The 20,741-nt window shown below is 72.5% G+C and carries 20 protein-coding genes; 9 read left to right on the plus strand and 11 right to left on the minus strand.

Going from position 1 to position 20,741, the window contains the following annotated elements; translation table 11 throughout:
* Window positions 1-49: 49 nt before the first annotated feature.
* Genes ACWGO8_RS18535 through hrcA form a run of 4 tightly spaced genes read right to left on the minus strand, consistent with a single transcriptional unit; the run spans window position 50 to window position 3,358 of the window.
* Window positions 50-409, minus strand: a complete 360-nt coding sequence (locus ACWGO8_RS18535) for an HIT domain-containing protein (RefSeq protein WP_452044418.1) — start codon at window positions 407-409, stop codon at window positions 50-52.
* A 24-nt stretch (window positions 410-433) separates the two neighbouring features.
* Window positions 434-1,168, minus strand: coding sequence for a 16S rRNA (uracil(1498)-N(3))-methyltransferase (locus ACWGO8_RS18540; RefSeq protein ID WP_452044419.1), 735 nt, complete (start codon window positions 1,166-1,168; stop codon window positions 434-436).
* 11 nt (window positions 1,169-1,179) lie between these two features.
* Complete coding sequence (gene dnaJ / locus ACWGO8_RS18545; RefSeq protein ID WP_452044420.1) at window positions 1,180-2,280, minus strand: molecular chaperone DnaJ; 1,101 nt, start codon at window positions 2,278-2,280, stop codon at window positions 1,180-1,182.
* 55 nt (window positions 2,281-2,335) lie between these two features.
* Entirely contained in the window at window positions 2,336-3,358 is a 1,023-nt protein-coding gene (hrcA, locus tag ACWGO8_RS18550; protein ID WP_452044421.1) for a heat-inducible transcriptional repressor HrcA, read from the minus strand.
* Between the two features lie 189 nt (window positions 3,359-3,547).
* On the opposite strand from hrcA, the gene ACWGO8_RS18555 reads away from it, so the two are divergent.
* The 4 genes from ACWGO8_RS18555 (at window position 3,548) to ACWGO8_RS18570 (ending at window position 6,178) form a co-directional block, all read left to right on the plus strand.
* Entirely contained in the window at window positions 3,548-3,958 is a 411-nt protein-coding gene (locus ACWGO8_RS18555; RefSeq protein WP_452044422.1) for a DUF4870 domain-containing protein, read from the plus strand.
* A 309-nt stretch (window positions 3,959-4,267) separates the two neighbouring features.
* Window positions 4,268-4,549: a DUF4870 domain-containing protein gene (locus tag ACWGO8_RS18560; RefSeq protein WP_452044423.1), complete on the plus strand. Its 282-nt coding sequence runs from the start codon at window positions 4,268-4,270 to the stop codon at window positions 4,547-4,549.
* Between the two features lie 328 nt (window positions 4,550-4,877).
* A complete protein-coding gene (locus tag ACWGO8_RS18565) occupies window positions 4,878-5,273 on the plus strand; it encodes a PadR family transcriptional regulator (RefSeq protein WP_452044424.1) in 396 nt (131 codons plus the stop codon).
* A complete protein-coding gene (locus tag ACWGO8_RS18570) occupies window positions 5,270-6,178 on the plus strand; it encodes a permease prefix domain 1-containing protein (RefSeq protein WP_452044425.1) in 909 nt (302 codons plus the stop codon). The genes ACWGO8_RS18565 and ACWGO8_RS18570 overlap by 4 nt, the downstream gene beginning before the upstream one ends.
* 32 nt (window positions 6,179-6,210) lie before the next feature.
* Here the strand turns inward: ACWGO8_RS18570 and hemW are convergent, their stop codons facing one another.
* The 3 genes from hemW to lepA are packed head-to-tail and all read right to left on the minus strand — an operon-like array spanning window position 6,211 to window position 9,992.
* Window positions 6,211-7,437, minus strand: a complete 1,227-nt coding sequence (hemW, locus tag ACWGO8_RS18575; protein ID WP_452044426.1) for a radical SAM family heme chaperone HemW — start codon at window positions 7,435-7,437, stop codon at window positions 6,211-6,213.
* A 2-nt stretch (window positions 7,438-7,439) separates the two neighbouring features.
* The gene (locus ACWGO8_RS18580) at window positions 7,440-8,090 is read right to left on the minus strand and encodes a DUF1990 family protein (RefSeq protein ID WP_452044427.1); all 651 of its coding nucleotides are present in this window, start codon (window positions 8,088-8,090) and stop codon (window positions 7,440-7,442) included.
* 27 nt (window positions 8,091-8,117) lie between these two features.
* Complete coding sequence (lepA, locus tag ACWGO8_RS18585; RefSeq protein ID WP_452044428.1) at window positions 8,118-9,992, minus strand: translation elongation factor 4; 1,875 nt, start codon at window positions 9,990-9,992, stop codon at window positions 8,118-8,120.
* A 148-nt stretch (window positions 9,993-10,140) separates the two neighbouring features.
* On the opposite strand from lepA, the gene ACWGO8_RS18590 reads away from it, so the two are divergent.
* The 5 genes from ACWGO8_RS18590 (at window position 10,141) to rpsT (ending at window position 14,145) form a co-directional block, all read left to right on the plus strand.
* Window positions 10,141-11,364: a sensor histidine kinase gene (locus tag ACWGO8_RS18590; RefSeq protein WP_452044429.1), complete on the plus strand. Its 1,224-nt coding sequence runs from the start codon at window positions 10,141-10,143 to the stop codon at window positions 11,362-11,364.
* The gene (locus ACWGO8_RS18595) at window positions 11,361-11,984 is read left to right on the plus strand and encodes a response regulator (RefSeq protein ID WP_452044430.1); all 624 of its coding nucleotides are present in this window, start codon (window positions 11,361-11,363) and stop codon (window positions 11,982-11,984) included. The genes ACWGO8_RS18590 and ACWGO8_RS18595 overlap by 4 nt, the downstream gene beginning before the upstream one ends.
* 3 nt (window positions 11,985-11,987) lie before the next feature.
* Window positions 11,988-12,803 (plus strand): alpha/beta fold hydrolase, encoded by an 816-nt coding sequence (locus tag ACWGO8_RS18600; protein ID WP_452044431.1) that lies wholly within the window; start codon window positions 11,988-11,990, stop codon window positions 12,801-12,803.
* Between the two features lie 78 nt (window positions 12,804-12,881).
* Complete coding sequence (locus ACWGO8_RS18605; protein ID WP_452044432.1) at window positions 12,882-13,718, plus strand: VOC family protein; 837 nt, start codon at window positions 12,882-12,884, stop codon at window positions 13,716-13,718.
* Between the two features lie 166 nt (window positions 13,719-13,884).
* Window positions 13,885-14,145, plus strand: coding sequence for a 30S ribosomal protein S20 (gene rpsT, locus ACWGO8_RS18610; protein ID WP_452044433.1), 261 nt, complete (start codon window positions 13,885-13,887; stop codon window positions 14,143-14,145).
* Between the two features lie 100 nt (window positions 14,146-14,245).
* Here rpsT and holA read toward each other — a convergent pair whose 3' ends face one another.
* The 4 genes from holA to ACWGO8_RS18630 all read right to left on the minus strand — a co-directional run bounded on the left by holA (window position 14,246) and on the right by ACWGO8_RS18630 (window position 20,703).
* A complete protein-coding gene (gene holA / locus ACWGO8_RS18615; RefSeq protein WP_452044434.1) occupies window positions 14,246-15,304 on the minus strand; it encodes a DNA polymerase III subunit delta in 1,059 nt (352 codons plus the stop codon).
* 64 nt (window positions 15,305-15,368) lie between these two features.
* Entirely contained in the window at window positions 15,369-17,612 is a 2,244-nt protein-coding gene (locus ACWGO8_RS18620) for an acyltransferase family protein (protein ID WP_452044435.1), read from the minus strand.
* Window positions 17,613-17,691: 79 nt separating this feature from the next.
* Window positions 17,692-20,028: a ComEC/Rec2 family competence protein gene (locus ACWGO8_RS18625; protein ID WP_452044436.1), complete on the minus strand. Its 2,337-nt coding sequence runs from the start codon at window positions 20,026-20,028 to the stop codon at window positions 17,692-17,694.
* Window positions 20,029-20,703 (minus strand): ComEA family DNA-binding protein, encoded by a 675-nt coding sequence (locus ACWGO8_RS18630; protein ID WP_452044437.1) that lies wholly within the window; start codon window positions 20,701-20,703, stop codon window positions 20,029-20,031.
* Window positions 20,704-20,741: the final 38 nt, after the last annotated feature.

Raw genomic sequence — 20,741 nt, forward strand, 5'->3', positions numbered from 1 at the left:
CTCGTCGTCGCGGACGGGCTGCGGCGCAGCCGCGTCGGGACCTTCAAGGTCAGCCGGCAAGCGATCCCTCCTCGAGGCCGCCCGCGAGGACGTGGGCGTGCACGTGGAAGACGGTCTGCCCGGCGTTGCCGCCCGTGTTGAACACGAGGCGGAAGTCGCCGTCGGAGAGCTCGTCGGCGACGTCGCGGGCCACTGCCACGAGCTCGGCGAGCAGCGCCGGGTCGCCCGCGGCGAGCTCGACGACGTCGCGGTAGCCGCCCTGCTCCTTCGTGGTCACGACGACGTGCACGGGCGCCTCGGGCGCGATGTCGTGGAACGCGATCACGCGGTCGGTCTCGGCCACGATCTGCGCGGGGATCTCACGCGCGGCGATCCGCTCGAAGACGGTCGGCTCAGCGTGTTCGGTCATCCCACCATCGTAGCGACGGATGACTCACCACCGCCCGAGGCGTGCGTTGAGCACGGCGATCGCCGCGGGCCCCGCCGTCGAGGTGCGCAGCACGGATGCCCCCAGCCGCACGGGCTCGGCGCCGGCCGCCACGAGGCGCTCCAGCTCGGCCGGCGCGATCCCGCCCTCGGGGCCGACGAAGAGGGCGAGGTCGCGGCCGTCGGACTCGAGCTCGGTGATCGCGGTCGTCGCCGTCGGCTCGAGCAGCAGCATCCGGCTGCCGTCGAGCCGGGCGGCCAGGCCGGCGGTCGCGGTGACCGGCGCGACGGGGGGCACCCACGAGCGGATCGACTGCTTCACGGCCTCGCGCACGATCGACGCCCAGCGCTGGCGCCCCTTCTCGGCCTTCGGGCCCTCCCAGCGCGACACCGAGCGCGCGGCCTGCCACGGCACGATCGCGTCGACGCCGAGCTCGGTCGCGGCCTGCACGGCGAGCTCGTCGCGGTCGCCCTTCGCAAGGGCCTGCACGAGGATGAGGCGAGGCGAGGCCGCCGGCTCGACGACCACCTCGTCGACCTCGAGCGCGAGCTCGCGCGGTCCGGTCGACGCGACCACGCCGTGCACGAGCGTGCCGCGGCCGTCGCCGATCGCGATGCGCTCCCCCGCCCGCACGCGCGAGACGGTGACCGCGTGGCGCGCCTCGTCGCCCGCGAGCTCCACGAGAGAGCCGGGCGAGGCGGCGGCGAGGTCGAGCGACTCGTCGAGGTAGAGGTGGCTCATCGCGGCATCCGTCAGCCCAGGAACCGGTCGCGCAGGCGCGCGAACAGCCCCTGCTGGAAGTGCGTGAGCTCGGGCTTCTGCGGCTTCTTCGACGAGGCGAACGAGTGGATGAGGTCGCGCTCCTTGGACGAGAGCTTCGTGGGCGTGTGCACCTGCACGCCGATGCGGAGGTCGCCGCGGCCGGAGCCGCGGAGCTTCGTGACGCCGCGGTCCTTCACGGTGATGACCTCGCCGCTCTGGAGGCCCGGGTGCAGCTCGACCTCGACGTCGCCGTCGAGCGCCGGGATCGAGGTCGTCGTGCCGAGGATCGCATCGGTCATCGCGACCTCGAGCGTGCAGAGCAGGTCGTCGCCGTTGCGGCTGAACACCTCGTGGTTCTTCACCTTGATCTCGAGGTAGAGGTCGCCGTTGGGGCCGCCGGCGGGGCCGGCCTCGCCGGAGCCCGGCATCTGCAGCCGCACGCCGGTGTCAACGCCCGCGGGGATGTCGACGGGCACCGTGCGACGTGCGCGCACACGACCCTGGCCCTGGCACGTGACGCACGGAGTGGCGATGATCGTGCCGTAGCCGCGGCAGGTGCCGCAGGGGCTCGACGTCATGACGTTGCCGAGCAGCGAGCGCACCGAGCGCTGGATCGAGCCGGTGCCGTGGCAGATGTCGCACGTGACCGGGGCCGTGCCGGGCTGGCAGCACGAGCCGTGGCACGTCTCGCACGTGACGGCCGTGTCGACCTCGATGTCGCGGTGCGTGCCGAAGATCACCTCGTCGAGGCCGACCTCGACGCGGATGAGGGCGTCCTGGCCGCGTTCGCGCCGCGACCGGGGTCCGCGACTCTGCTGCCCGGCCCCGAAGAACGTCTCGAAGATGTCGCCGAACCCGCCGAAGCCCTGGTCGCCGCCGAACCCGCCCCGGCCGCCCAGGTCGTACTGCTGGCGCTGCTTCGGGTCGGAGAGCACGTCGTAGGCGTGCGTGACCTGCTTGAAGCGCTCGGATGCCTCGGCGCCGGGATTGACGTCGGGGTGGAGCTCGCGCGCGAGTCGACGGTAGGCCTTCTTGATCTCGTCGGGGGTGGCGTCGCGTGAGACGCCGAGGACCTCGTAGTGGTCTGCCACGGAGGGCGTGTCCTTTCGATTGCCGGATGCCGAGCGGGTGGGTCGGCAGCGGGAGTCAGCTCTCGCCGAGGGTGCGGGAGAGGTAGCGGGCGACGGCTCGCACGGCCGCCATGCTGGTGGTGTAGTCCATGCGCGTCGGACCCACGACGCCGAGGCGCGACACGTCGCGGCCCGGGATCTCGAACGCGCTGGAGACGATGGAGGTCTCGCCGAGGCCGAACGAGGCGTTCTCACGGCCGATGCGCACGGCGACCGCGTGCTCGTCGCCCGACATCTCGCCGAAGAGCTTCAGCAGCACGACCTGCTCCTCGATCGCCTCGATGACGTCGAGGATCGACCCGGCGAAGTCCTGCTCGGTGCGCACGAGGTTGGCGGCGCCGGCGACGACGAGCCGGTCGCTGCGCTGCACCCGCGCCTGCTCGGCGAGGGTCGCGGCGAGGGTGTGCAGCACGAGCGCGTGACGCCGGTCGGCCTCGGGGATCTCGCCCGAGAGCGCCACCGCGGCATCCGCCATCGTGCGCCCGCCGGCGATCTCGTTGAGCCGCACCCGCAACCCCGCGAGGGTCTCCTCGTCGACGGGCTGCTCGAGCTCGACGAGCCGCTGCTCGACCTGGCCGGAATCGGCGATGAGGATGCACAGCACGCGTGCGGGCGCCAGCGAGACGAGCTCGACGTGCCGCACGCGGGCGCTGCCGAAGCTCGGGTACTGCACGACGGCGAGCTGCTTGGTGAGCGTCGCGATGAGCCGCACGGTGCGGGCGAGGAGCTCGTCGAGGTCGCTCGACTCGCCGAGGAAGGTCTCGATCGCCTGGCGCTGCGCCCGGGTGAGCGGCCGCACGTCGCTGAGCTGGTCGACGAAGACGCGGTAGCCCTTGTCGGTCGGGATGCGACCCGACGAGGTGTGGGGTGCCGCGATGAGCTCCTCCTCCTCGAGGAGGGCCATGTCGTTGCGGATCGTCGCCGCGGAGACGCCGAACGCGTGGCGCTCCACGATGGTCTTCGAACCCACCGGCTCGCGCGACGCGACGTAGTCCTGCACGATGGCGCGGAGCACCTCGAGACCGCGTTCGGAGACCATGTTCCTCGCTTCCCTCACCGCTTAGCACTCGTTCTTCCTGAGTGCCAATCCTATCGCGACATGCTGCGACCCGGCCGTTGCCGACCGTCGGGCGCGGCGATACCGTATGGGTACTCCGCGAGTCACCCCGGCTGCGATCCTCCCTGCTCGCAGCCCGCGGTTCACCCCTGAACCCCCGAAAGGCACGCAATGACGGACCCCAACGCGCAGTCTCCTGATCCGAACGTCCCGCCGCCTCCGCCCCAGCAGCCCGCTTCGGCCCCGACGGGCGCCGCGCCGCTCACCCCCGAGCAGGACGTCCAGTGGGGCTCGTTCGCCCACCTCGGCGGCGTCCTCGGCATCCTGCCGTCGCTCATCATCTGGCTGGTCTTCAAGGACCGCGGCTCCTTCACGAACACCGAGGCGAAGGAGGCGCTGAACTTCCAGATCACGCTCATCTTCGGCTACCTGATCTCGTGGATCCTCGTCATCGTGTTCATCGGCGCGATCCTCGTCTGGGCCGTGTGGATCGTGGGCGTCGTGTTCTCGATCATCGCCTTCCTGCAGGCGAAGGACGGCAAGCACTACCGCTACCCCTTCGCGATCCGCCTCATCAAGTAGCGCGCAGGCGTCGCAACGTTACGCCCGCCGCGGGAGTGCCTACTCCCGCGGCGGGCGTCGCTGTGCCAGCATGAGAATCGACAGAGTCTCGCTCAGAGGCCCCGAAGAAGGAGTCAGCGCATGTCCGACACGCCCCCGCCTCCCCCACCGCCCCAGAGCCCTCCGCCGCCGCCCCCGCCCTCGCAGGGGCCCCCGCCGCCTCCCGGCCAGCCGCCGCAGGGTCCGCCTCCGCCTCAGGAGCCGTACGGGGGTCAGGCTCCACAGCAGCTGAGCCCGGCAGACGAGAAGCTGTGGGCGACGCTCATCAACGTGGGCGGCATCTTCTTCTACTTCGTGCCCGCGCTCATCGGCTACCTCGTCCTCAAGGACAAGGGCCCGTTCGTGCGCCACCACACCGCGACCGCGCTCAACTTCCAGATCACGATCGCGATCGCGCTCGTGGTGAGCTACATCCTGATCTTCCTCTTCATCGGCATCCTGCTCGTGATCGCCATCGAGATCGTGAAGATCGTCTTCAGCATCATCGCGGCCATCAAGGCCAACCAGGGCCAGCTCTACACCTACCCGCTCTCGATCAAGTTCGTGAGCTGACGGCCGCCGGCGTCGGTCGCCGGTCTCCATCGCACGAAAGCCCGCCCACGGTGCGCACGCACCGTCGGGGCGGGCTTTCGCGTTGTCGGCGCGGGCCGTCACCAGAGCGAGCGGATGCCGCGTGGCCGAGCGGATGCCGCGGGCTCGAGCCGGTCTCCGAATGCAGGAAGAACCCGTCCGTGTGCGGCGCGGCGGGACTCGACACGCCGGCGGACGTTCGATTCTTCCTGCATGCGCCGCGATCGACGTCGGATCCGGCCGGTAACGGGAGCCCCGCAGCATCCTGAACACTTGCACGTCGAGTACTGTGTTAGATATAGTACTTGTCATGACCAAGCAACCCGCCATGGGCGCCGACGACGCGTTCGCCGCCGACCTGCTGCGCGGGCACACCGACACGATCGTGCTCGGTGTGCTCCGCGGGCGCGACCGCTACGGCCTCGAGATCTACAAGACCATCCGCGACCAGACGGGCGGCCGCTACGAGATCAAGGAGGCCACGCTGTACGCCGTGTACCGGCGGCTCCTCAAGGAGGGGCTCGCCGAGGCCTACTGGGGCGACGAGAGCCAGGGCGGACGCCGCAAGTACTACCGCATCACCGACGCGGGTCGCGCCGTCTACGAGCGCAACCTCGCCGCGTGGGTCGCGACCCGCGACATCATCGACTCCCTCCTCGACCTGCGCGCCGATGCGCGCGGCACCTCCGAAAGGCACCCCTCATGACCACCGAACCGTTCCACCGAGCCGCCGGCGGCTCCGTCCACCGCCTCCTCGACGAGGCGTTCGCGGGCGTCGAGATGACGCCCGACCTGCAGGACCTCAAGGAGGAGATCCGCGCCAACCTCGCCGTCCGGGCCGACGAGCTCATGGTCGACGGCCGCTCCCCCGAGCAGGCCGCGCGACAGGCGTTCGACGAGCTCGGCGACCTCGGCGCGCTCATCGCCGAGACGCAGGGGGTCGACGCTCCCGATGCCGGCGCCCGCTCGCGCCTCGCGGAGCACCTCGCCCGCCGGGTCCGGCCGCGACCCGCCTTCGTCGTGCGCACGGTGCTGCTCTGCCTCGTCGCGCTCGCCGGCCTCGTGGTGCTCGTGCTCGACGGCTTCGGGGTCCTCACCGCCTCCCTCGGCCTGCTGGTCGCGGCCGTGGCCGCCGTGGCGCTGCCGCTCGGCAGGGTCACCGCCGACGCGCTGCGCCAGGAGACGACGTCGAGCTTCCCGCTGCCGGTGCGACGCGCGGCCGGGTTCGGCGTGGGGGTCGGCCTCATCCTCGCGGGCCTCGGCGTCGGCTGGCTCGTCGTGCAGGGCGTCGCGGTCGCCTGGCTGGTGCTCGCGGCGGCCGCGGTCGTCGGCGGCATCGCGCTGCTCTCCTACCTCGGCGCGACGAAGACGAACCGGCACAAGCCGTGGGTCCTGGCGCAGTCCGCCGACTTCGAGGACCGGTTCAGCGCCGATCCCGCGGCCGCGGCCCGCTTCGGCATCTACACGGCCGTGCTCTGGACGGCGGCGTTCGCCCTCTTCATCGTGTTGAGCTTCACCGTCGGGTGGGCGTGGTCGTGGCTCGCGCTCGTCGTCGGGTTCCTCGTCATGCTCGTCATCCTCGCTCGCATGCTGTTCCCGCCGAAGGGCTGAGCCCGCAGCCTGTCGGTCGGCTTCGGCCGGCCTCAGGCGTCGAGCAGCCTCCGGACCACCGCGTCCGCCAGCAGCCGTCCTCGACGGGTGAGCGTCAGCCGCCCGCCGAGGGCGGCTCTCGCGTCCACGAGGTCGTCGGCGATGAGCCCGGCGACCGCGTGGCGCCCGCCGGCGTGGAGCGACGGGAGGTCGATGCCCTCGCGGATCCGCGTGAGCAGCAGCACCCGCTCGGTCTCGCGGGTCGGCCCGTCGAGCACCTCGCGCCCCACCGCTGGCGAGAGCCCGGCCGTTACGCGCTCCGCGTACGCGGCCGGATGCTTCGCGTTCCACCAGCGCACGCCGCCGACGTGGCTGTGCGCGCCCGGGCCGACGCCCCACCAGTCGTCGCCGCGCCAGTAGCCGAGGTTGTGGCGCGAGCGGTGCTCGGGCGTCGTCGCCCAGTTGCTCACCTCGTACCACTCGTAGCCGGCCGCGCCGAGCACGTCGTCGACGAGCTCGTACATGTCGGCCTCCAGGTCGTCGTCGGGCTGGGCGAGCTCGCCGCGGCGGATCTGCCGCGCCAGCTTCGTGCCCTGCTCCACGATGAGGGCGTAGGCGCTCACGTGGTCGGGCCGCTCGGCCACGACCGCCTCGACGCTCCGGCGCCAGTCGTCGATGGACTCCCCCGGTGTGCCGTAGATGAGGTCGAGGCTCACGTCGAGCCCGGCGTCGCGGGCCCAGCCGACCACGAGGGGAATCCGCTCGGGATCGTGCGTGCGGTCGAGTGCCGCGAGCACGTGGGGCACCGCGGACTGCATGCCGAACGACACGCGGGTGAAGCCTCCGTCGGCGAGCCGGCGGAGGTCCTCGGGCCCTACCGAGTCGGGGTTCGCCTCGGTCGTGACTTCCGCGCCCGTTTCGAGGCCGAACTCGTCACGGACCGCGTCCAGCATGCGCACGAGGTCGTCGGCCGGCAGCAGCGTGGGCGTCCCTCCGCCGAAGAAGACCGTCGAGGCGGCACGGGCAGGCACGCCGGATGCCTCGAGCACACGTCGTGACATCCGGACCTCGCCGATGGCGTGGTCGGCGTAGTCCGCCTGGCGCGCACCGCGCAGCTCGTCGGACGTGTACGTGTTGAAGTCGCAGTATCCGCAGCGGACCCGGCAGAACGGGACGTGCAGGTACACGCCGAACGCCCGGTCGGCGGCGCCGACGGCGGCCGACGCGGGCAGCAGCCCGTCGAGCGGGGCCGGCCCGCCGAGCGGAAGCGCCGAGCCCACGATCAGCTCGGGAACGCGGGATGCAGCGCGCGCAGTTCGCGCGTCGTGAGCTCGCGGCGCTTGCGCCGCTGGCGGCCTGCGCCGAGCCGTCGCACGCCGCCGCGACCACCGAGGATCGATCGGATCGTGAGCCACACGCCGTCGTCGTCGCGGTGCTCGAGGATGAACGACTCCTCGCCGCTCTCGGGGCCGTCGGCCGTCGTGCCGTAGGCGAAGCCGATGCGCTGCGGCTCGTCGATCACGTAGACCACGAGCACGGGAGTGTCGCGGTGCCCGATGCGGCCGCGGCGGCGGAGCGTGGCGGTCATGCCCGCCGTGATGTACGGCGTCCCGTCGGCGCCGAAGCGGTCCTCGGTGCGCGGCGCGGGCTGGTCGGCGAGCGGGGCGCCCTCGGCGTCGTACACGATGCCGGGGTACTGCGCGCCCGTGCCCTCCGAGATGTCGACCACCTCGAAGCCGGCACCGCGCTGGACCCCCCACGTCATCAGCGCCTCGGCGGCCCGCTCGAAGCGATCGGCGCCACTGCCGAGCCGCACGGAGTCCTCGGCGGGGCGATAGCCGGTCGGCGGATACCGCAGGAGATCGGGCGCCAGGGTCGCGCCGATCGCGCCGTACGTGACCGACTGGTCGGTGAAGGTGCTGCGTCGGGTCATCCGTCGATTCTACGGAACGCGCCTGCGCTACTTCTTCTTGGCGTCCTTGGCCTCGGTCTCACCGGAGAGCGCGGCGATGAACGCCTCCTGGGGCACCTCGACGCGGCCGACCATCTTCATGCGCTTCTTGCCCTCCTTCTGCTTCTCGAGGAGCTTGCGCTTGCGCGTGATGTCGCCGCCGTAGCACTTCGCGAGCACGTCCTTGCGCATCGCGCGGATCGACTCGCGGGCGATGATGCGCGCGCCGATCGCGGCCTGGATCGGGACCTCGAACTGCTGGCGCGGGATGAGCTCGCGCAGGCGACCGGTCATGAGCACGCCGTAGGCGTAGGCCTTGTCGCGGTGCACGATGGCGCTGAAAGCGTCGACCTGCTCGCCTTGGAGGAGGATGTCGACCTTCACGAGGTCGGCGGCCTGCTCACCCGAGGGCTCGTAGTCGAGGCTCGCGTAGCCGGCGGTCTTCGACTTCAGCTGGTCGAAGAAGTCGAACACGATCTCGCCGAGCGGCATGTTGTAGCGGATCTCGACGCGGTCCTCGCCGAGGTATTCCATGCCGAGCAGCGTGCCGCGGCGCGACTGGCAGAGCTCCATGATCGTGCCGACGTAGTCCTTCGGCGCGAGGATGGCCGCCTTCACCATGGGCTCGCGGACCTCGGCGATCTTGCCGCCCGTCGGGAACTCGCTCGGATTGGTCACCGTGACGGTCTTCTTGTCCTCCGTCGTCACCTCGTAGACCACCGACGGCGCCGTGTTGATGATGTCGAGCCCGAACTCGCGCCGCAGGCGCTCGGTCACGATCTCGAGGTGCAGCAGGCCGAGGAAGCCGGCGCGGAACCCGAAGCCGAGGGCGACCGAGGTCTCGGGCTCGTACACGAGCGCGGCATCCGACAGCTTGAGCTTGTCGAGCGCCTCGCGGAGCTCGGGGTAGTCGCTGCCGTCGATCGGGTAGAGCCCGGAGAACACCATGGGCAGCGGTTCGGTGTAGCCGGACAGCGGCTCGGTGGCGGACTTGACCGCCGTCGTCACGGTGTCGCCGACCTTCGACTGGCGCACGTCCTTCACGCCGGTGATGAGGTAGCCGACCTCGCCCACGCCGAGACCCTTCGTGGGCGTGGGCTCGGGCGCGCTCACGCCGATCTCGAGGATCTCGTGGGTGGCCTTCGTCGACATCATCTGGATGCGCTCGCGCGGGTTGAGCTTGCCGTCGACCATGCGCACGTACGTGACGACGCCGCGGTAGCTGTCGTAGACGGAGTCGAAGATCATGGCGCGGGCCGGGGCGTCCGCGTTGCCGACCGGAGCGGGGATGCGCTCGACGACGCGGTCGAGCAGGTCCTCGACTCCCATGCCGGTCTTGCCCGAGACGCGCAGCACGTCGTCGGGCGACCCGCCGATGAGGTCGGCGAGCTCCCTCGCGTACTTCTCGGGCTCGGCGGCCGGCAGGTCGATCTTGTTGAGCACGGGGATGATCTCGAGGTCGTTCTCGAGCGCGAGGTAGAGGTTCGCGAGCGTCTGCGCCTCGATGCCCTGTGCCGCGTCGACGAGCAGGATCGCACCCTCGCACGCCGCGAGCGAGCGCGAGACCTCGTAGCTGAAGTCGACGTGCCCTGGGGTGTCGATCATGTTGAGCGCGTACGAGACGTCGGGTCCCTGAGCCTGTCGAAGGGCCCACGGCATGCGCACGGCCTGGCTCTTGATGGTGATGCCGCGCTCGCGCTCGATGTCCATGCGGTCGAGGTACTGCGCGCGCATGTCGCGGTCGGACACGATGCCCGTGATCTGCAGCATGCGGTCGGCGAGCGTCGACTTGCCGTGGTCGATGTGCGCGATGATGCAGAAGTTGCGGATCAGCGCGGGATCGGTGGCGGCGGGCACCGGCGGGTCAGAGGCTCTCGGAGACATCCCGACGATTCTCCCACGACTCGCGGCACCGCTCTCCCGCACGGATGCCGCGGGGCTCCGTGCGCCCTCGGCGCGCGTTCACCCACGGCTCGCGGTCCCACTTTCGACGGATGCCGCCCGCAGGCGGCGGGATTACGCTCGAAGCACCATGACCGTGATCGACGTGCCCGACGCGCGCGTGGCGCCTTCGGCCCTGCGCCCGGTGTTCCTGACGCTCCGGCTCGGACTCCACCTGCTCGTCGCGGGCCTCACGCTCTTCGTGGTGGTCCGGGCGCTGCTCGACGACGCGCCCGCCGAGGTCCCCGTCACGGTCCTCGCGATCGCCTTCCTCGCCTGGTACGCCGCGGGCGTCGCGGCCGCCCACCGGCACTTCCCGATGTGGGCGCGCATCGCCTGGCTCGTCGCCCTGCTCGGGTTGTGGGTCGCCCTGTCGGCCCTGACCCCGGATGCCGCGTTCCTCGCGTTCCCCCTGTTCTTCATCGAGCTGCACGTGCTGCCGGCCGTCGTCGCCGTGCCGCTCGTCGTCGTCACGTTCGGCATCTCCGTCTGGGGCGCGGCGACCCACCTCGGACTCGCGGTCGGCACGATCCTCGGCCCGCTCATCAGCGCGGGGGTCGCGATCGTGATCGGCCTGGGCTACCGCGCCATGTCGCAGGAGACCCGCGACCGGCAGGCGCTCATCCTCGACCTGCTCGCCACCCGTGAGGAGCTCGCGGCCGCGAGCCGCGAGGCCGGCACGCTCGCCGAGCGGGAGCGCATCGCCCGCGAGATCCACGACACCGTCGCGCAGGGGCTCTCGAGCATCCAGATGCTGCTGCACGCCGCCGAGCGCGACGTCGACGACGAGCCGACGCGCGAGAAGCTCCGGCTCGCCCGCGAGACGGCCGCCGAGAACCTGGGCGAGACCCGCCGGTTCATCCGCGAGCTCACGCCGCCCTCGCTCGATGAGCAGACCCTGCCCGCCGCGCTCGGACGACTCACGGAGGCGGTCAACGAGCAGGCCGAGCAGTCGGGGTCGGCGACGCGCGTGAGCTTCCGGACGAGCGGCGAGCCCACGATGCTGCCCATGGCGGTGGACGCGACGCTGCTGCGCATCGCGCAGGGCGCGCTCGCCAACGTGCTCCGCCACGCGGACGCGACGCGCGCCGAGCTCACGCTGAGCTACCTCGGCGACGAGGTCGCGCTCGACGTCGTCGACGACGGCGTGGGCTTCGACCCCGCGGCCGCCCAGCGCGAGGAGGTCGACGGCGTCGCGTTCGGCCTGCGGGCGATGCGCCAGCGCGCCGAGCGCCAGGGCGGGTCGATCGAGCTCGAGTCGGCGCCCGGCGAGGGCACCGCGGTGTCCGTGCGCATTCCGGTGGGGCCGGCATGATCCGGCTGCTGCTCGGCGACGACCACCCCGTGGTCCGGGCGGGCATCCGCGCGATGCTCGAGTCCGAGCCCGACCTCGAGGTGGTCGGAGAGGCGGCGACGGCCGAGGACGCGGTGCGGCTCGCCGCGGCATCCGACGTCGACCTCGTGCTCATGGACCTGCAGTTCCCCGGCGCGATGCAGGGCGCGGAGGCGACCCGCCGCATCCGCTCGCACGACGACGCGCCCCGCGTGCTCGTGCTGACGAACTACGACACCGATGCCGACATCCTCGGCGCCATCGAGGCGGGCGCCAGCGGCTACCTGCTGAAGGATGCTCCGCCCGGTGAGCTCGTCGCGGCCGTCCGCGCGGCGGCGACCGGCGAGTCCGCGCTCGCACCCGCCGTCTCGTCGCGGTTGCGCGCGTCGCGCGAAGCGGCCGACAGCCTCACCGCACGCGAGGCGGAGGTGCTCACCCTCGTCGCGGAGGGCCGCTCCAACCGCGACATCGGCCGCACGCTCTTCCTCAGCGAGGCGACCGTGAAGTCGCACCTCGTGCACATCTTCACGAAGCTCGGCGTCGGCTCGCGCACGGCCGCGGTGGCCCGGGCTCGCGAGCTCGGGGCGATCAGGGCGGGCTGACGGATGCCGCGCGCCCACGTCGTGCTCGTGCACGGACTCCGCACCTCGGCGACGATGTGGCGCCGCCAGGTGGCGGCCCTCGAGCGCCGCGGCATCGACGCGGTCGCGGTGGACCTGCCCGGGCACGGCACGCGGATGGACGAGGGGTTCTCGATCGAGGCCGCGATGCGGGTGATCGACGACGCGTTCCCCGCCGATGCCTCGGGCGGGGTCGACGCGCCCGACGGCACGACCGCCGACGCCGAGGCCGCCGGGCGCGAGCCGGTTCGCGCGCCGCGGCTCCTCGTCGGGCTCAGCCTCGGCGGGTACCTCGGCATCGAGTACGCGGCGACGCATCCGGGCCGGATCGACGGCCTCGTCGCCGCCTCGTGCGGCACCAGGCCGCGCGGTGCCGGGCTCGCCGGCTACCGGCGGCTCGCGGACGCCATCGGCCGCCTGCCCGACCGCGGACGGGCGCTCAACGACCTCATGGTGCGCGTTTTCCTGCCCCGCGAGAGTGTCGACGACGTGCTCGCGGGCGGCGTCGCGCTCGACGTGATGGCGCCCGCACTCGGCGCGGTCGGCGCGCTCGACCCCGAGGACGCACTCGCCCGCATCGACGTTCCCGTGTGGCTCGTGAACGGCCGCTTCGACCACTTCCGCATCGAGGAGCGGCGGATGCTGCGCGCCACCCGCGACGGGCGCCTCATCGTGGTGCCCGGTGCGACCCACCTCGTGAGCCTCGCCCGGCCCGAGGACTTCACCGCCGCGGTGCTCGGGGCGGTCGCCGAGCTCGAACGGCGCGCGTCGGTGGCGCGCCGGCGCACCGCGACGGCCTGAGAGGCCCTCCGCGACGCCCGCCAACCCCTTGCGGTCGGGCGTCCGTTCGACGAGGGTCGTGCACGACGAGGTGATCCGATGCACGAGGCGAGGACGTATCCCGAGGGCGTGCACTCCTGGATCGATATCGAGCAACCCGACCTCCCGGCCGCGATGGCGTTCTACGGGGGCCTGTTCGGCTGGAGCTTCGAGTCAGCAGAGGGTCCGCATGGCGACGCGGCCTACGTGGTGGCTCGGCACGACGGCCGAGAGGCTGCAGGGCTCGCGGCGCACGACGCGTCGCCCGGTGCGGCGGCGACGTGGAACACGTACGTCGCCGCGACCGACGCCGAGGCCGCCGCCCGGCGGGTCGTCGAGGCCGGCGGCACCGTCCGGATGGGACCGGTCGAGGCGGGCCGGGCCGGTCGCGCCGTCATGGCGATCGATCCCGCGGGGGCGGCGTTCCGGCTCTGGGAGGCCGGCACCCGCCCCGGCGTACAGGCCGTGAACGAGCCCGGAGCATGGAACTTCGCGTACCTGCAGACGACGGATGCCGCGGAGCCCGCGTTCTACAGGCGGGTGTTCGGCTGGGAGTTCGCCGACCTCGGCTTCTCGACGCTCGTCCGGGCGCCGGGCTACGGCGACCACCTTGCGGCGACCGTCGACCCGCACATCCGCGAACGGCAGGCGGACGTCGCCACGCCGCAGGGGTTCGAGGATGCGATCGCGTGGCTCGCTCCCCCGCCGGCCGACGAGCCGTCGCAGTGGCACGTGAGCTTCACCGTGGCGGACCGGGACGACGCCGCGGCCACCGCCGAACGATTGGGCGGACGCGTGCTGTCGTCCACCGACACGGAGTGGACGCGCGACGCCGTCATCCGGGACCCGCAGGGCGGCCGGTTCACCGCCAGCCAGTTCGTCCCGCCCGGGCGCTGAGGGGTCCGAGTCACCCGGCATCGCTCGCTTTGGTGCCGTCGTCGACGAACTGGTATCGTTGTCTGTTGGCTTGCGTGTGGGTCCCACCCCGCACGAGACGCCGCGTCGGCCCCTCTACCGCGCGCGGCACATCCGGTACCCGCACACGAACGAAAGAACGAACCACGTGGCAAACATCAAGTCGCAGATCAAGCGCATCCGCACCAACCGCAAGGCCGAGGAGCGCAACAAGGCCGTCAAGAGCGAGCTGAAGACCGTCGTCCGCGCCGCCCGCGAGGCGATCGCCGCCGGCGACAAGGACAAGGCGACCACCGCCGTGCGCGTCGCGTCGCGCAAGCTCGACAAGGCCGTCTCCAAGGGCGTCATCCACCAGAACCAGGCCGCGAACCGCAAGTCGGCGATCGCGAAGCAGGCCGCGGCGCTCTGACGCACCACGCACCTGATGAAGGCCCCGCACCTCGTGCGGGGCCTTCGTCGTTTCCGGGCGCACTCGTCCCCAGGACATCGTTGGCGGGACGCCGCTACGGTCAGGCGAGGTCGCGGCCGCGCGCGGAGATGACGCCGATCAGGCGTTCGAGCGCGAACACCGGGTCGCGCTCGGCGCCCTTCACCGCGGCATCCGCGGCGGCCAATGAGCTGATGGCGCGCTGGAGGCCCTCATCGGTCCAGCCGGCGAGGTCGCGACGGGCTCGATCGACCTGCCACGGCGCCAGGCCGAGCGAGGAAGCGACCTGGGGTCCGCCGCCGCGCACGCCCGAGACGCGCGCCATCGTGCGCACCTTCATGGCGAACGCGGCCACGATCGGAACGGGGTCGGCGCCGCTGTCGAGCGCGTGGCGGAGTGCGATCAGCGCCTCGCCGTGACGCCCGGCGATCGCCGCGTCGGCGACGGCGAACGCGTTGGTCTCGACGCGACCGCCGTAGTAGCGCGCGACCACCTGCTCGGTGATCTCGCCCGGGGCATCCGCGATCAGCTGCCGGCACGCCGCGGACAGTTCGCCGAGGTCGTCGCTGAACGCCGCGACGAGCGACCGGAGCGCCCGCGCGTTGATGCTGCGCCCGGCCGCGCGGAACTCGGCCACCACGAAGTCCTGCTTCTCGGTCTCGCGCTTCAGCTCGGCGCACACGATCTCGATGCCGCCGCCCGTGCCGGCGCGGATGGCGTCGAGGAGCTTCTTGCCGCGCTGCCCGCCCGCGTGCCGGAGCACGAGCGTCGTGGACTCCGCGGTCTGCTCGAGGTAGTCGAGCGCGTCGAGGAGGAAGTCGTCGCTCGCCCGCTCGACGGCACCGACGCGGATGAGGCGCGGCTCGCCGAAGAGCGACGGACTCGCGAGCGTGAGGAGCTCGCCGCGGCGGTAGCCGTCGGCCTCGAGGTCGCTCACCTCGAGCGACGGGTCCTCGGAGCGCAGGAAGTCGCGGAGCATGCCGCTCGCGCGCTCGGCGAGCACGCTCTCGGGGCCGGAGATGAGCACGATCGGGGCGGGTCGCACCTCATTCCATGCCAACTGCGGGATCGCGACCTTGGCACGCGACGGCGCCCCGGATCGTGCCGAGCCTGCCCTCGACGTGCCTGTACGTGCCGCCACCGCACCTCCCGTTCCGCTCAAGTCTACGAGCGGGCACCGACGCCCGAGCGCGACGAACGGCCGGTTACAGGATGTCCTGGCGGTGCAGCTCCTCGAGGATCGCCGGTGCGATCTTCGAGGCGTAGGCGGGCAGCATGTGCACGTGGTCGCTCTTGGTGGGCACGCTGCCGACGAATGCCGGGCACGAGCCGTCGACGCAGAACCACGGCTCCGACGTGACGAACTTCGCCCCGAGCTCGCTCGCCACCTCGGCATCCGCCTCGGCGAACGTCGCCCACTGCTCGGTGACGTGGCTGACGCAGTCGGCCGGCACGGAGACCTGGGAGTAGCACGCCGCGATGTTGAGGTCGTTGGGCGGCGGCGCGAGGAAGACGAGCTGGCCGACCGAGCCCTGGAAGCGCGCCACGATGTCGCGCATGGCCTGCTTCCATTCCTCGGGCCCGAGCACGGCGCCGTTGTCGACCCGGATGCGCGGGTCGTACGTGTTCGTGATGAACACCAGGTCGGGCTTCAGCTCGTTGATCGCGTCGACGGCCGCGTCCTTGCGAGCCGTGCAGTTCGCGACGACGTTCGGATCGGAGTTGTCGATCAGCGGCTCCATGAACGAGCAGCCGAACGTGCCGTAGCTCTTGACCTGCCAGCCCTGGTCGTTGCCGAGCGCCTCGTGGAACGCCTGGACGTAGGTCATCGACGTCGAGTCGCCGACGAGCACTACGGTGTGCTCGGCCTCGGAGTCGCCGAAGGTGCAGCGCTCCTCGTCGTACGGCACGATCAGGCCGCACGGCAGGATGTCCTCGGCCGTGTCGCCGGTGGCGATGGCCTCGTCGATCGTCGGGTCGAGCTCGGGCCACTCGGTGGCGGCCAACGCCTCGACGATCTGGTCGCGCAGCTCCACCGTCTCGGGCCCGACCTCCTCGGCCGGCGGCGGCACGATGCTGGTCGGCGTGTCGACGGGCGGGGACGTCGCGCCCGCGTGCGCCGCACCGGGGGTGGTCCGAGCCGTCAACTGGAACGCGGTGACGGCGATGACGACGACGAGCACGAAGCTGCCCCACGCCCAGATCCGCGATCCGCGACGCGAGCGCTCGGGTCGAGGCCGGCGCAGCTCGGCTGACGCCGGAGGCTGACCGCCGTGACCGCCTTGACCGCCCTGCGCGGCCGCGCGCCGCGAGGCGCCGTCGAGCCACTTCGAGCGCCGGATCGGGTCCTCGACCAGGTGGTAGCTGTAGACCGAGGCGATGATGATGGCGCCGATGAAGACCGCGTCGCGCAGCGGGCCGGGCTCGGTGAGGAGCACCCCGCCGAAGACGATGATCGGCCAGTGCCAGAGGTACATCGAGTACGAGATGTCGCCGACGTAGCGGCTCACCGGGTTCGTGAGCACCCACATCCCGCGGTGCCGGGCGGCTCCCGTGCCGGCGGCGATCACCAGGCCGGTGGCCAGGACGGGCAGCACGGCACCCGGGCCCGGGAACGGCGTCGTCCCGTCGATGAGGAACAGCGAGGCGGTCATGCCCAGGAGCCCGATCCAGGCCAGCACGGGCCGCAGCGCGGCGGGGACCCGGGTGAGCGCGGGCGCCACGACGGCGAGGGCCGCACCGAGGCCGAGCTCCCAGCCGCGGGCGAGGGTCGAGTAGTACGCCACGGTGGGCGACGTCGCGGTCTCCCACATGGCCCAGCCGAACGAGGCGAGCGAGATGATGCCGATCGCGGTGCCGGCGGCGATCCGCGCCGCGCTGCCGGAGCCGGCACGACGTCCGCGCAGGAACAGCACGAACACCAGCAGCATGAGCCACGGCCAGACGAAGTAGAACTGCTCCTCGACGCCGAGCGACCAGTAGTGCTGCAGCGGGGAGACGGGGCCGCTGGCCTGGAAGTAGTCGCTGCCCGCCGAGGCGAATCGCCAGTTCGCGGCGAACAGGAGCGACCAGATCGCGTCGACCACGGTGCTGAGGAACCGCGCCTGCCCGAAGAGGAAGTATGCCGAGACGACCGTGAACGCGAGCACGACCCATGCCGCGGGCAGGATGCGCTTGACGCGTCGGCGGTAGAAGTCGACGAAGGAGATGTGCCCGGTGCGCTCGTACTCGCGCAGCAGGAGCCCGGTGATGAGGAAGCCGGACACGACGAAGAACACGTCGACGCCGATGAACCCGCCCGCCGGCCAGCCGAAGAGGTGATCGAGCACCACGACGATGACCGCGAACGCGCGCAGCCCCTGGATGTCGGGACGGAAGCTCGTCTTCTTCGCCCCGGCCCCGTCCGCGCGCCGGCGCGCGCGTCGATCGACGTCGAGACCTACCGCCATGGCGACCTCGCCGACCCGGCCGATGCCGACTCGGATCGCGCCACACCTGATCGTGCCGGCATTTCACCTCCTGTATCGGTCAAGTGTACGGTCGCGACCCGGAATCCCCGCGCTCGGACCAGAGGCGGAAGCCGCCGTCCCCGTCGGCCGTCAGGGTCGAGGTGCCCGAACGGTCGGTGCGCACCACGGTCGTGCGGGATGTCCCGAGGAGCTCGAGCAGGTGCGCGGTCGGGTGCCCGTAGCCGTTGTCCGCGCCCACGCCGATGAGCCCGACCGTGGCGCCGAGCTCCTCGTACAACCGTTCGCTCTGGTCGGCGGAGCCGTGGTGCGCGACCTTCACGACATCGACCCGACCGAGTTCCGTCGACCGCAGGAGCCGTGCCTGCGCCTCCTCGCCGAGGTCGCCCAGGAAGACCGCGCGATAGCCGGATGCCTCGAGCTCGAGTACGACGCTGGCGTCATTGCCCGGCGCGGCATCCGGCCTCGGCCACTCGATCCGCCACGACGCGTCGCCCAGCGTGCCGCGATCGCCGGCGACGACCTCGATCGATTCGGCACCGGCGTCGCCGAGTGGCTCGAGCACGCGGTCGGAGCGGTCGCCGTCGAGCGGCCCATGCAGGACGGCGCCGACCCGGCCGGCCACGGCCGCTGCGCCACCGGCATGGTCGGCGTCCCAGTGCGTGATGACGAGGAGGTCGATCCGGCCGATGCCGAGCAGGGCGAGGCAACGGTCGAGGGCGGCGGGATCGGGACCGGTGTCGATGAGGGCGATCGCCGCGTCGACGCGCACGAGCATCGCGTCGCCCTGCCCCACGTCGCACGCCGCGAGATCCCAATCGCCCGGACGCGTCGCGCCGACGACGAGCGGGCCGCCGACCGAGATCCCGACGGGCACCGCGAGCCCGACCGCGAGCACCGCGGCCGCCCACACTCTCGTGCGTGATCGCGTGGCGAAGACCAGCACCAGCGCGAGCGCGGTGCACGCCGCGAGCAGCAACGCACCGGGCGCATCAGGCAGCCAGGACAGCCGTCCGCCGGGGAGCGACGACGCCCCGTGGGCCACGAGCGCGATCCAGGAGGCCGGAAGCCACGCCACCTGCACGAGGGCGGCACCGACCGCGGGGAGGACCGGGAGCACGAGACACGCGATGAGGCCCACGACCGTGCCGACCGGCGCGGCGGGCGCGGCGAGCAGGTTCGCAGGCACCCCGTAGAGCGCGATCGCCGGGTCGAGCAGTACGAGGATCGGCTGGCAGGCGAGCTGCGCCGCGAGCGGCACGGCGAGTCCGATGGCGAGCGGCACCGGCATCACGCGCGCGAGGCGTGCGGCCAGCGGCCCGGCCAGCAGGATCAGACCGGCGGTCGCGGCAGCGGAGAGCGCGAACCCGTAGTCGCGGGCGAGCCACGGATCGAAGGCCAAGAGGCCGATGACGGCGACCGAGAGGGCGGCCACTCCCCCGCCGGGACGCCCGGACGCGATCGCGATCAGCACCGCCACGGCCATCGCGCCGGCGCGGACGACGCTCGGCTGCGGCGTCACGAGCACGATGAACCCCGCCAGCGCGACGAGCGCCGCAACCACCCGGATGGATCGCCGAGCACCGCAGAGCGCCGCGAGGCCGAACGCCGCCGCCGTGACGATCGCGCAGTTGGCGCCCGACACGGCCGTCAGGTGGCTCAGCGAGCTCGCGCGCATGGCCGTGTCGAGGTCGGCACCGACCGCGGTCGTGTCGCCGATCGCGAGGCCGGGCACGAGGGCGGCGCCGTCGCCGTCGAGACTGGTCGCGGCCTTCGCGAGATCGCTGCGCGGCACGACGGCCCACGCGAGCCAGGCCGGCGGCGCACCCTGGATCGTGGGCTCGCCCTCGGGTCGGAGCCGGAAGGCGCTCTGCTCGGCACCGGGAAGCGCCGCCACCCGGGCGGCGAAGGCGACCCGGACGCCCAGGGAGAGGTCGCGGGCCGGGAGGTCGAGCGTCGTCGTGACGGGCACGGGCGTCACCGCCAGCCCGTCGACGGCGATGACCCGCGCGTCGACCCGCAGGGTCGGCGCCCCGCCGGCCTCGGTCCACATCGCCCGCATCGGACGGGGCGCCGCCACGACCTCGATCACCACGTTCGCGCTGACGTGCGCCGCCGCGATCGCGGCGAGGGGCGACGCGGCTCGCCGATCGAGCTGGACCGCGGCCGACGTCGCCGTGAGGCCCGCTGCGGCGCACACGACCAAGCCGATCGCCGCGAGCGGCAGAAGCCGCCGCCGGTGCCGCGCGACGAGCACCGTGGCGAGCAGCGCGATCGCGACCGTCCAGATCGACCCGGCGACGATCACCGGATCGAGACCGGCATCGGATGCCGCGACGGCGCACCACGCGGTGGTCCACGCGCCGACGGCGGGAAGGAGCAGGCGGAGGTCGCCCACTCAGAGCGCGACCCGGTCGGCGAGCCCGGAGAAGACCGCATCGCCGATGCCCGCGACATCGAGCAGTTGGTCGACGCTCGTGAACGGGCCATTCGCCTCCCGCCAGTCGATGATGCGCTGCGCGAGGGCGGGTCCGATGCGCGGCAGCGTGTCGAGCGCGGCCACGTCGGCCGTGTTGAGGTGCACCTTCCCGTCGCCGGCGGCCGGGCCCGACCCGCCGCCGGCTCCGGCGGCGGGAGGCGGCGCCTGCCCGACGGCGAGCACGACGAGCTGCTCGCCGTCGACCACCGGGCGCGCGAGGTTCACGGCCGCGGGATCGGCCTCGGGCGTGAAGCCGCCGGCCGCGGCGACGGCGTCCACCACGCGGGCACCGGGCGCGAGCTCGACCAGGCCCGGCGCGGCGACGGCACCCAGCACGTGCACGAGCAGCGGCGCGGCTGCCGCTCCCGTCGCGACCTCGAGGCCGCCGGCCGATGAGGCGGGATCGGCCTCGGCCGGGACGATCGAACCCTGCGCACCGCCGCCGCCGGACGCCACCGACAGCACGGCGGCGATCGCGACGGCGCCCACGAACAGCACCACCGCGGCCCCGACTGCGATGCGGACGCGCGGCGCCGCCCGGCGCGCACGAGGGTCGAGCGCGCCGAGCGGATCATCGTCAGGGGTCGCGGGCATGCCCGCAGGCTAGGCGGCACCGACGCGAGGCACGGCGG

This window comes from Agromyces sp. NPDC055661 (genome assembly GCF_053618135.1).

Excerpts from the sequence above, each read along its gene's own strand:
- ACWGO8_RS18535 (WP_452044418.1), bottom strand. The coding sequence starts at position 409 with ATGACCGAACACGCTGAGCCGACCGTCTTCGAGCGGATCGCCGCGCGT.
- ACWGO8_RS18540 (WP_452044419.1), bottom strand. The coding sequence starts at position 1,168 with ATGAGCCACCTCTACCTCGACGAGTCGCTCGACCTCGCCGCCGCCTCG.
- hrcA (WP_452044421.1), bottom strand. The coding sequence starts at position 3,358 with ATGGTCTCCGAACGCGGTCTCGAGGTGCTCCGCGCCATCGTGCAGGAC.
- ACWGO8_RS18555 (WP_452044422.1), top strand. The coding sequence starts at position 3,548 with ATGACGGACCCCAACGCGCAGTCTCCTGATCCGAACGTCCCGCCGCCT.
- ACWGO8_RS18565 (WP_452044424.1), top strand. The coding sequence starts at position 4,878 with ATGACCAAGCAACCCGCCATGGGCGCCGACGACGCGTTCGCCGCCGAC.
- ACWGO8_RS18570 (WP_452044425.1), top strand. The coding sequence starts at position 5,270 with ATGACCACCGAACCGTTCCACCGAGCCGCCGGCGGCTCCGTCCACCGC.
- ACWGO8_RS18580 (WP_452044427.1), bottom strand. The coding sequence starts at position 8,090 with ATGACCCGACGCAGCACCTTCACCGACCAGTCGGTCACGTACGGCGCG.
- lepA (WP_452044428.1), bottom strand. The coding sequence starts at position 9,992 with ATGTCTCCGAGAGCCTCTGACCCGCCGGTGCCCGCCGCCACCGATCCC.
- ACWGO8_RS18590 (WP_452044429.1), top strand. The coding sequence starts at position 10,141 with ATGACCGTGATCGACGTGCCCGACGCGCGCGTGGCGCCTTCGGCCCTG.
- ACWGO8_RS18595 (WP_452044430.1), top strand. The coding sequence starts at position 11,361 with ATGATCCGGCTGCTGCTCGGCGACGACCACCCCGTGGTCCGGGCGGGC.
- ACWGO8_RS18600 (WP_452044431.1), top strand. The coding sequence starts at position 11,988 with ATGCCGCGCGCCCACGTCGTGCTCGTGCACGGACTCCGCACCTCGGCG.
- ACWGO8_RS18605 (WP_452044432.1), top strand. The coding sequence starts at position 12,882 with ATGCACGAGGCGAGGACGTATCCCGAGGGCGTGCACTCCTGGATCGAT.
- ACWGO8_RS18620 (WP_452044435.1), bottom strand. The coding sequence starts at position 17,612 with ATGGCGGTAGGTCTCGACGTCGATCGACGCGCGCGCCGGCGCGCGGAC.
- ACWGO8_RS18630 (WP_452044437.1), bottom strand. The coding sequence starts at position 20,703 with ATGCCCGCGACCCCTGACGATGATCCGCTCGGCGCGCTCGACCCTCGT.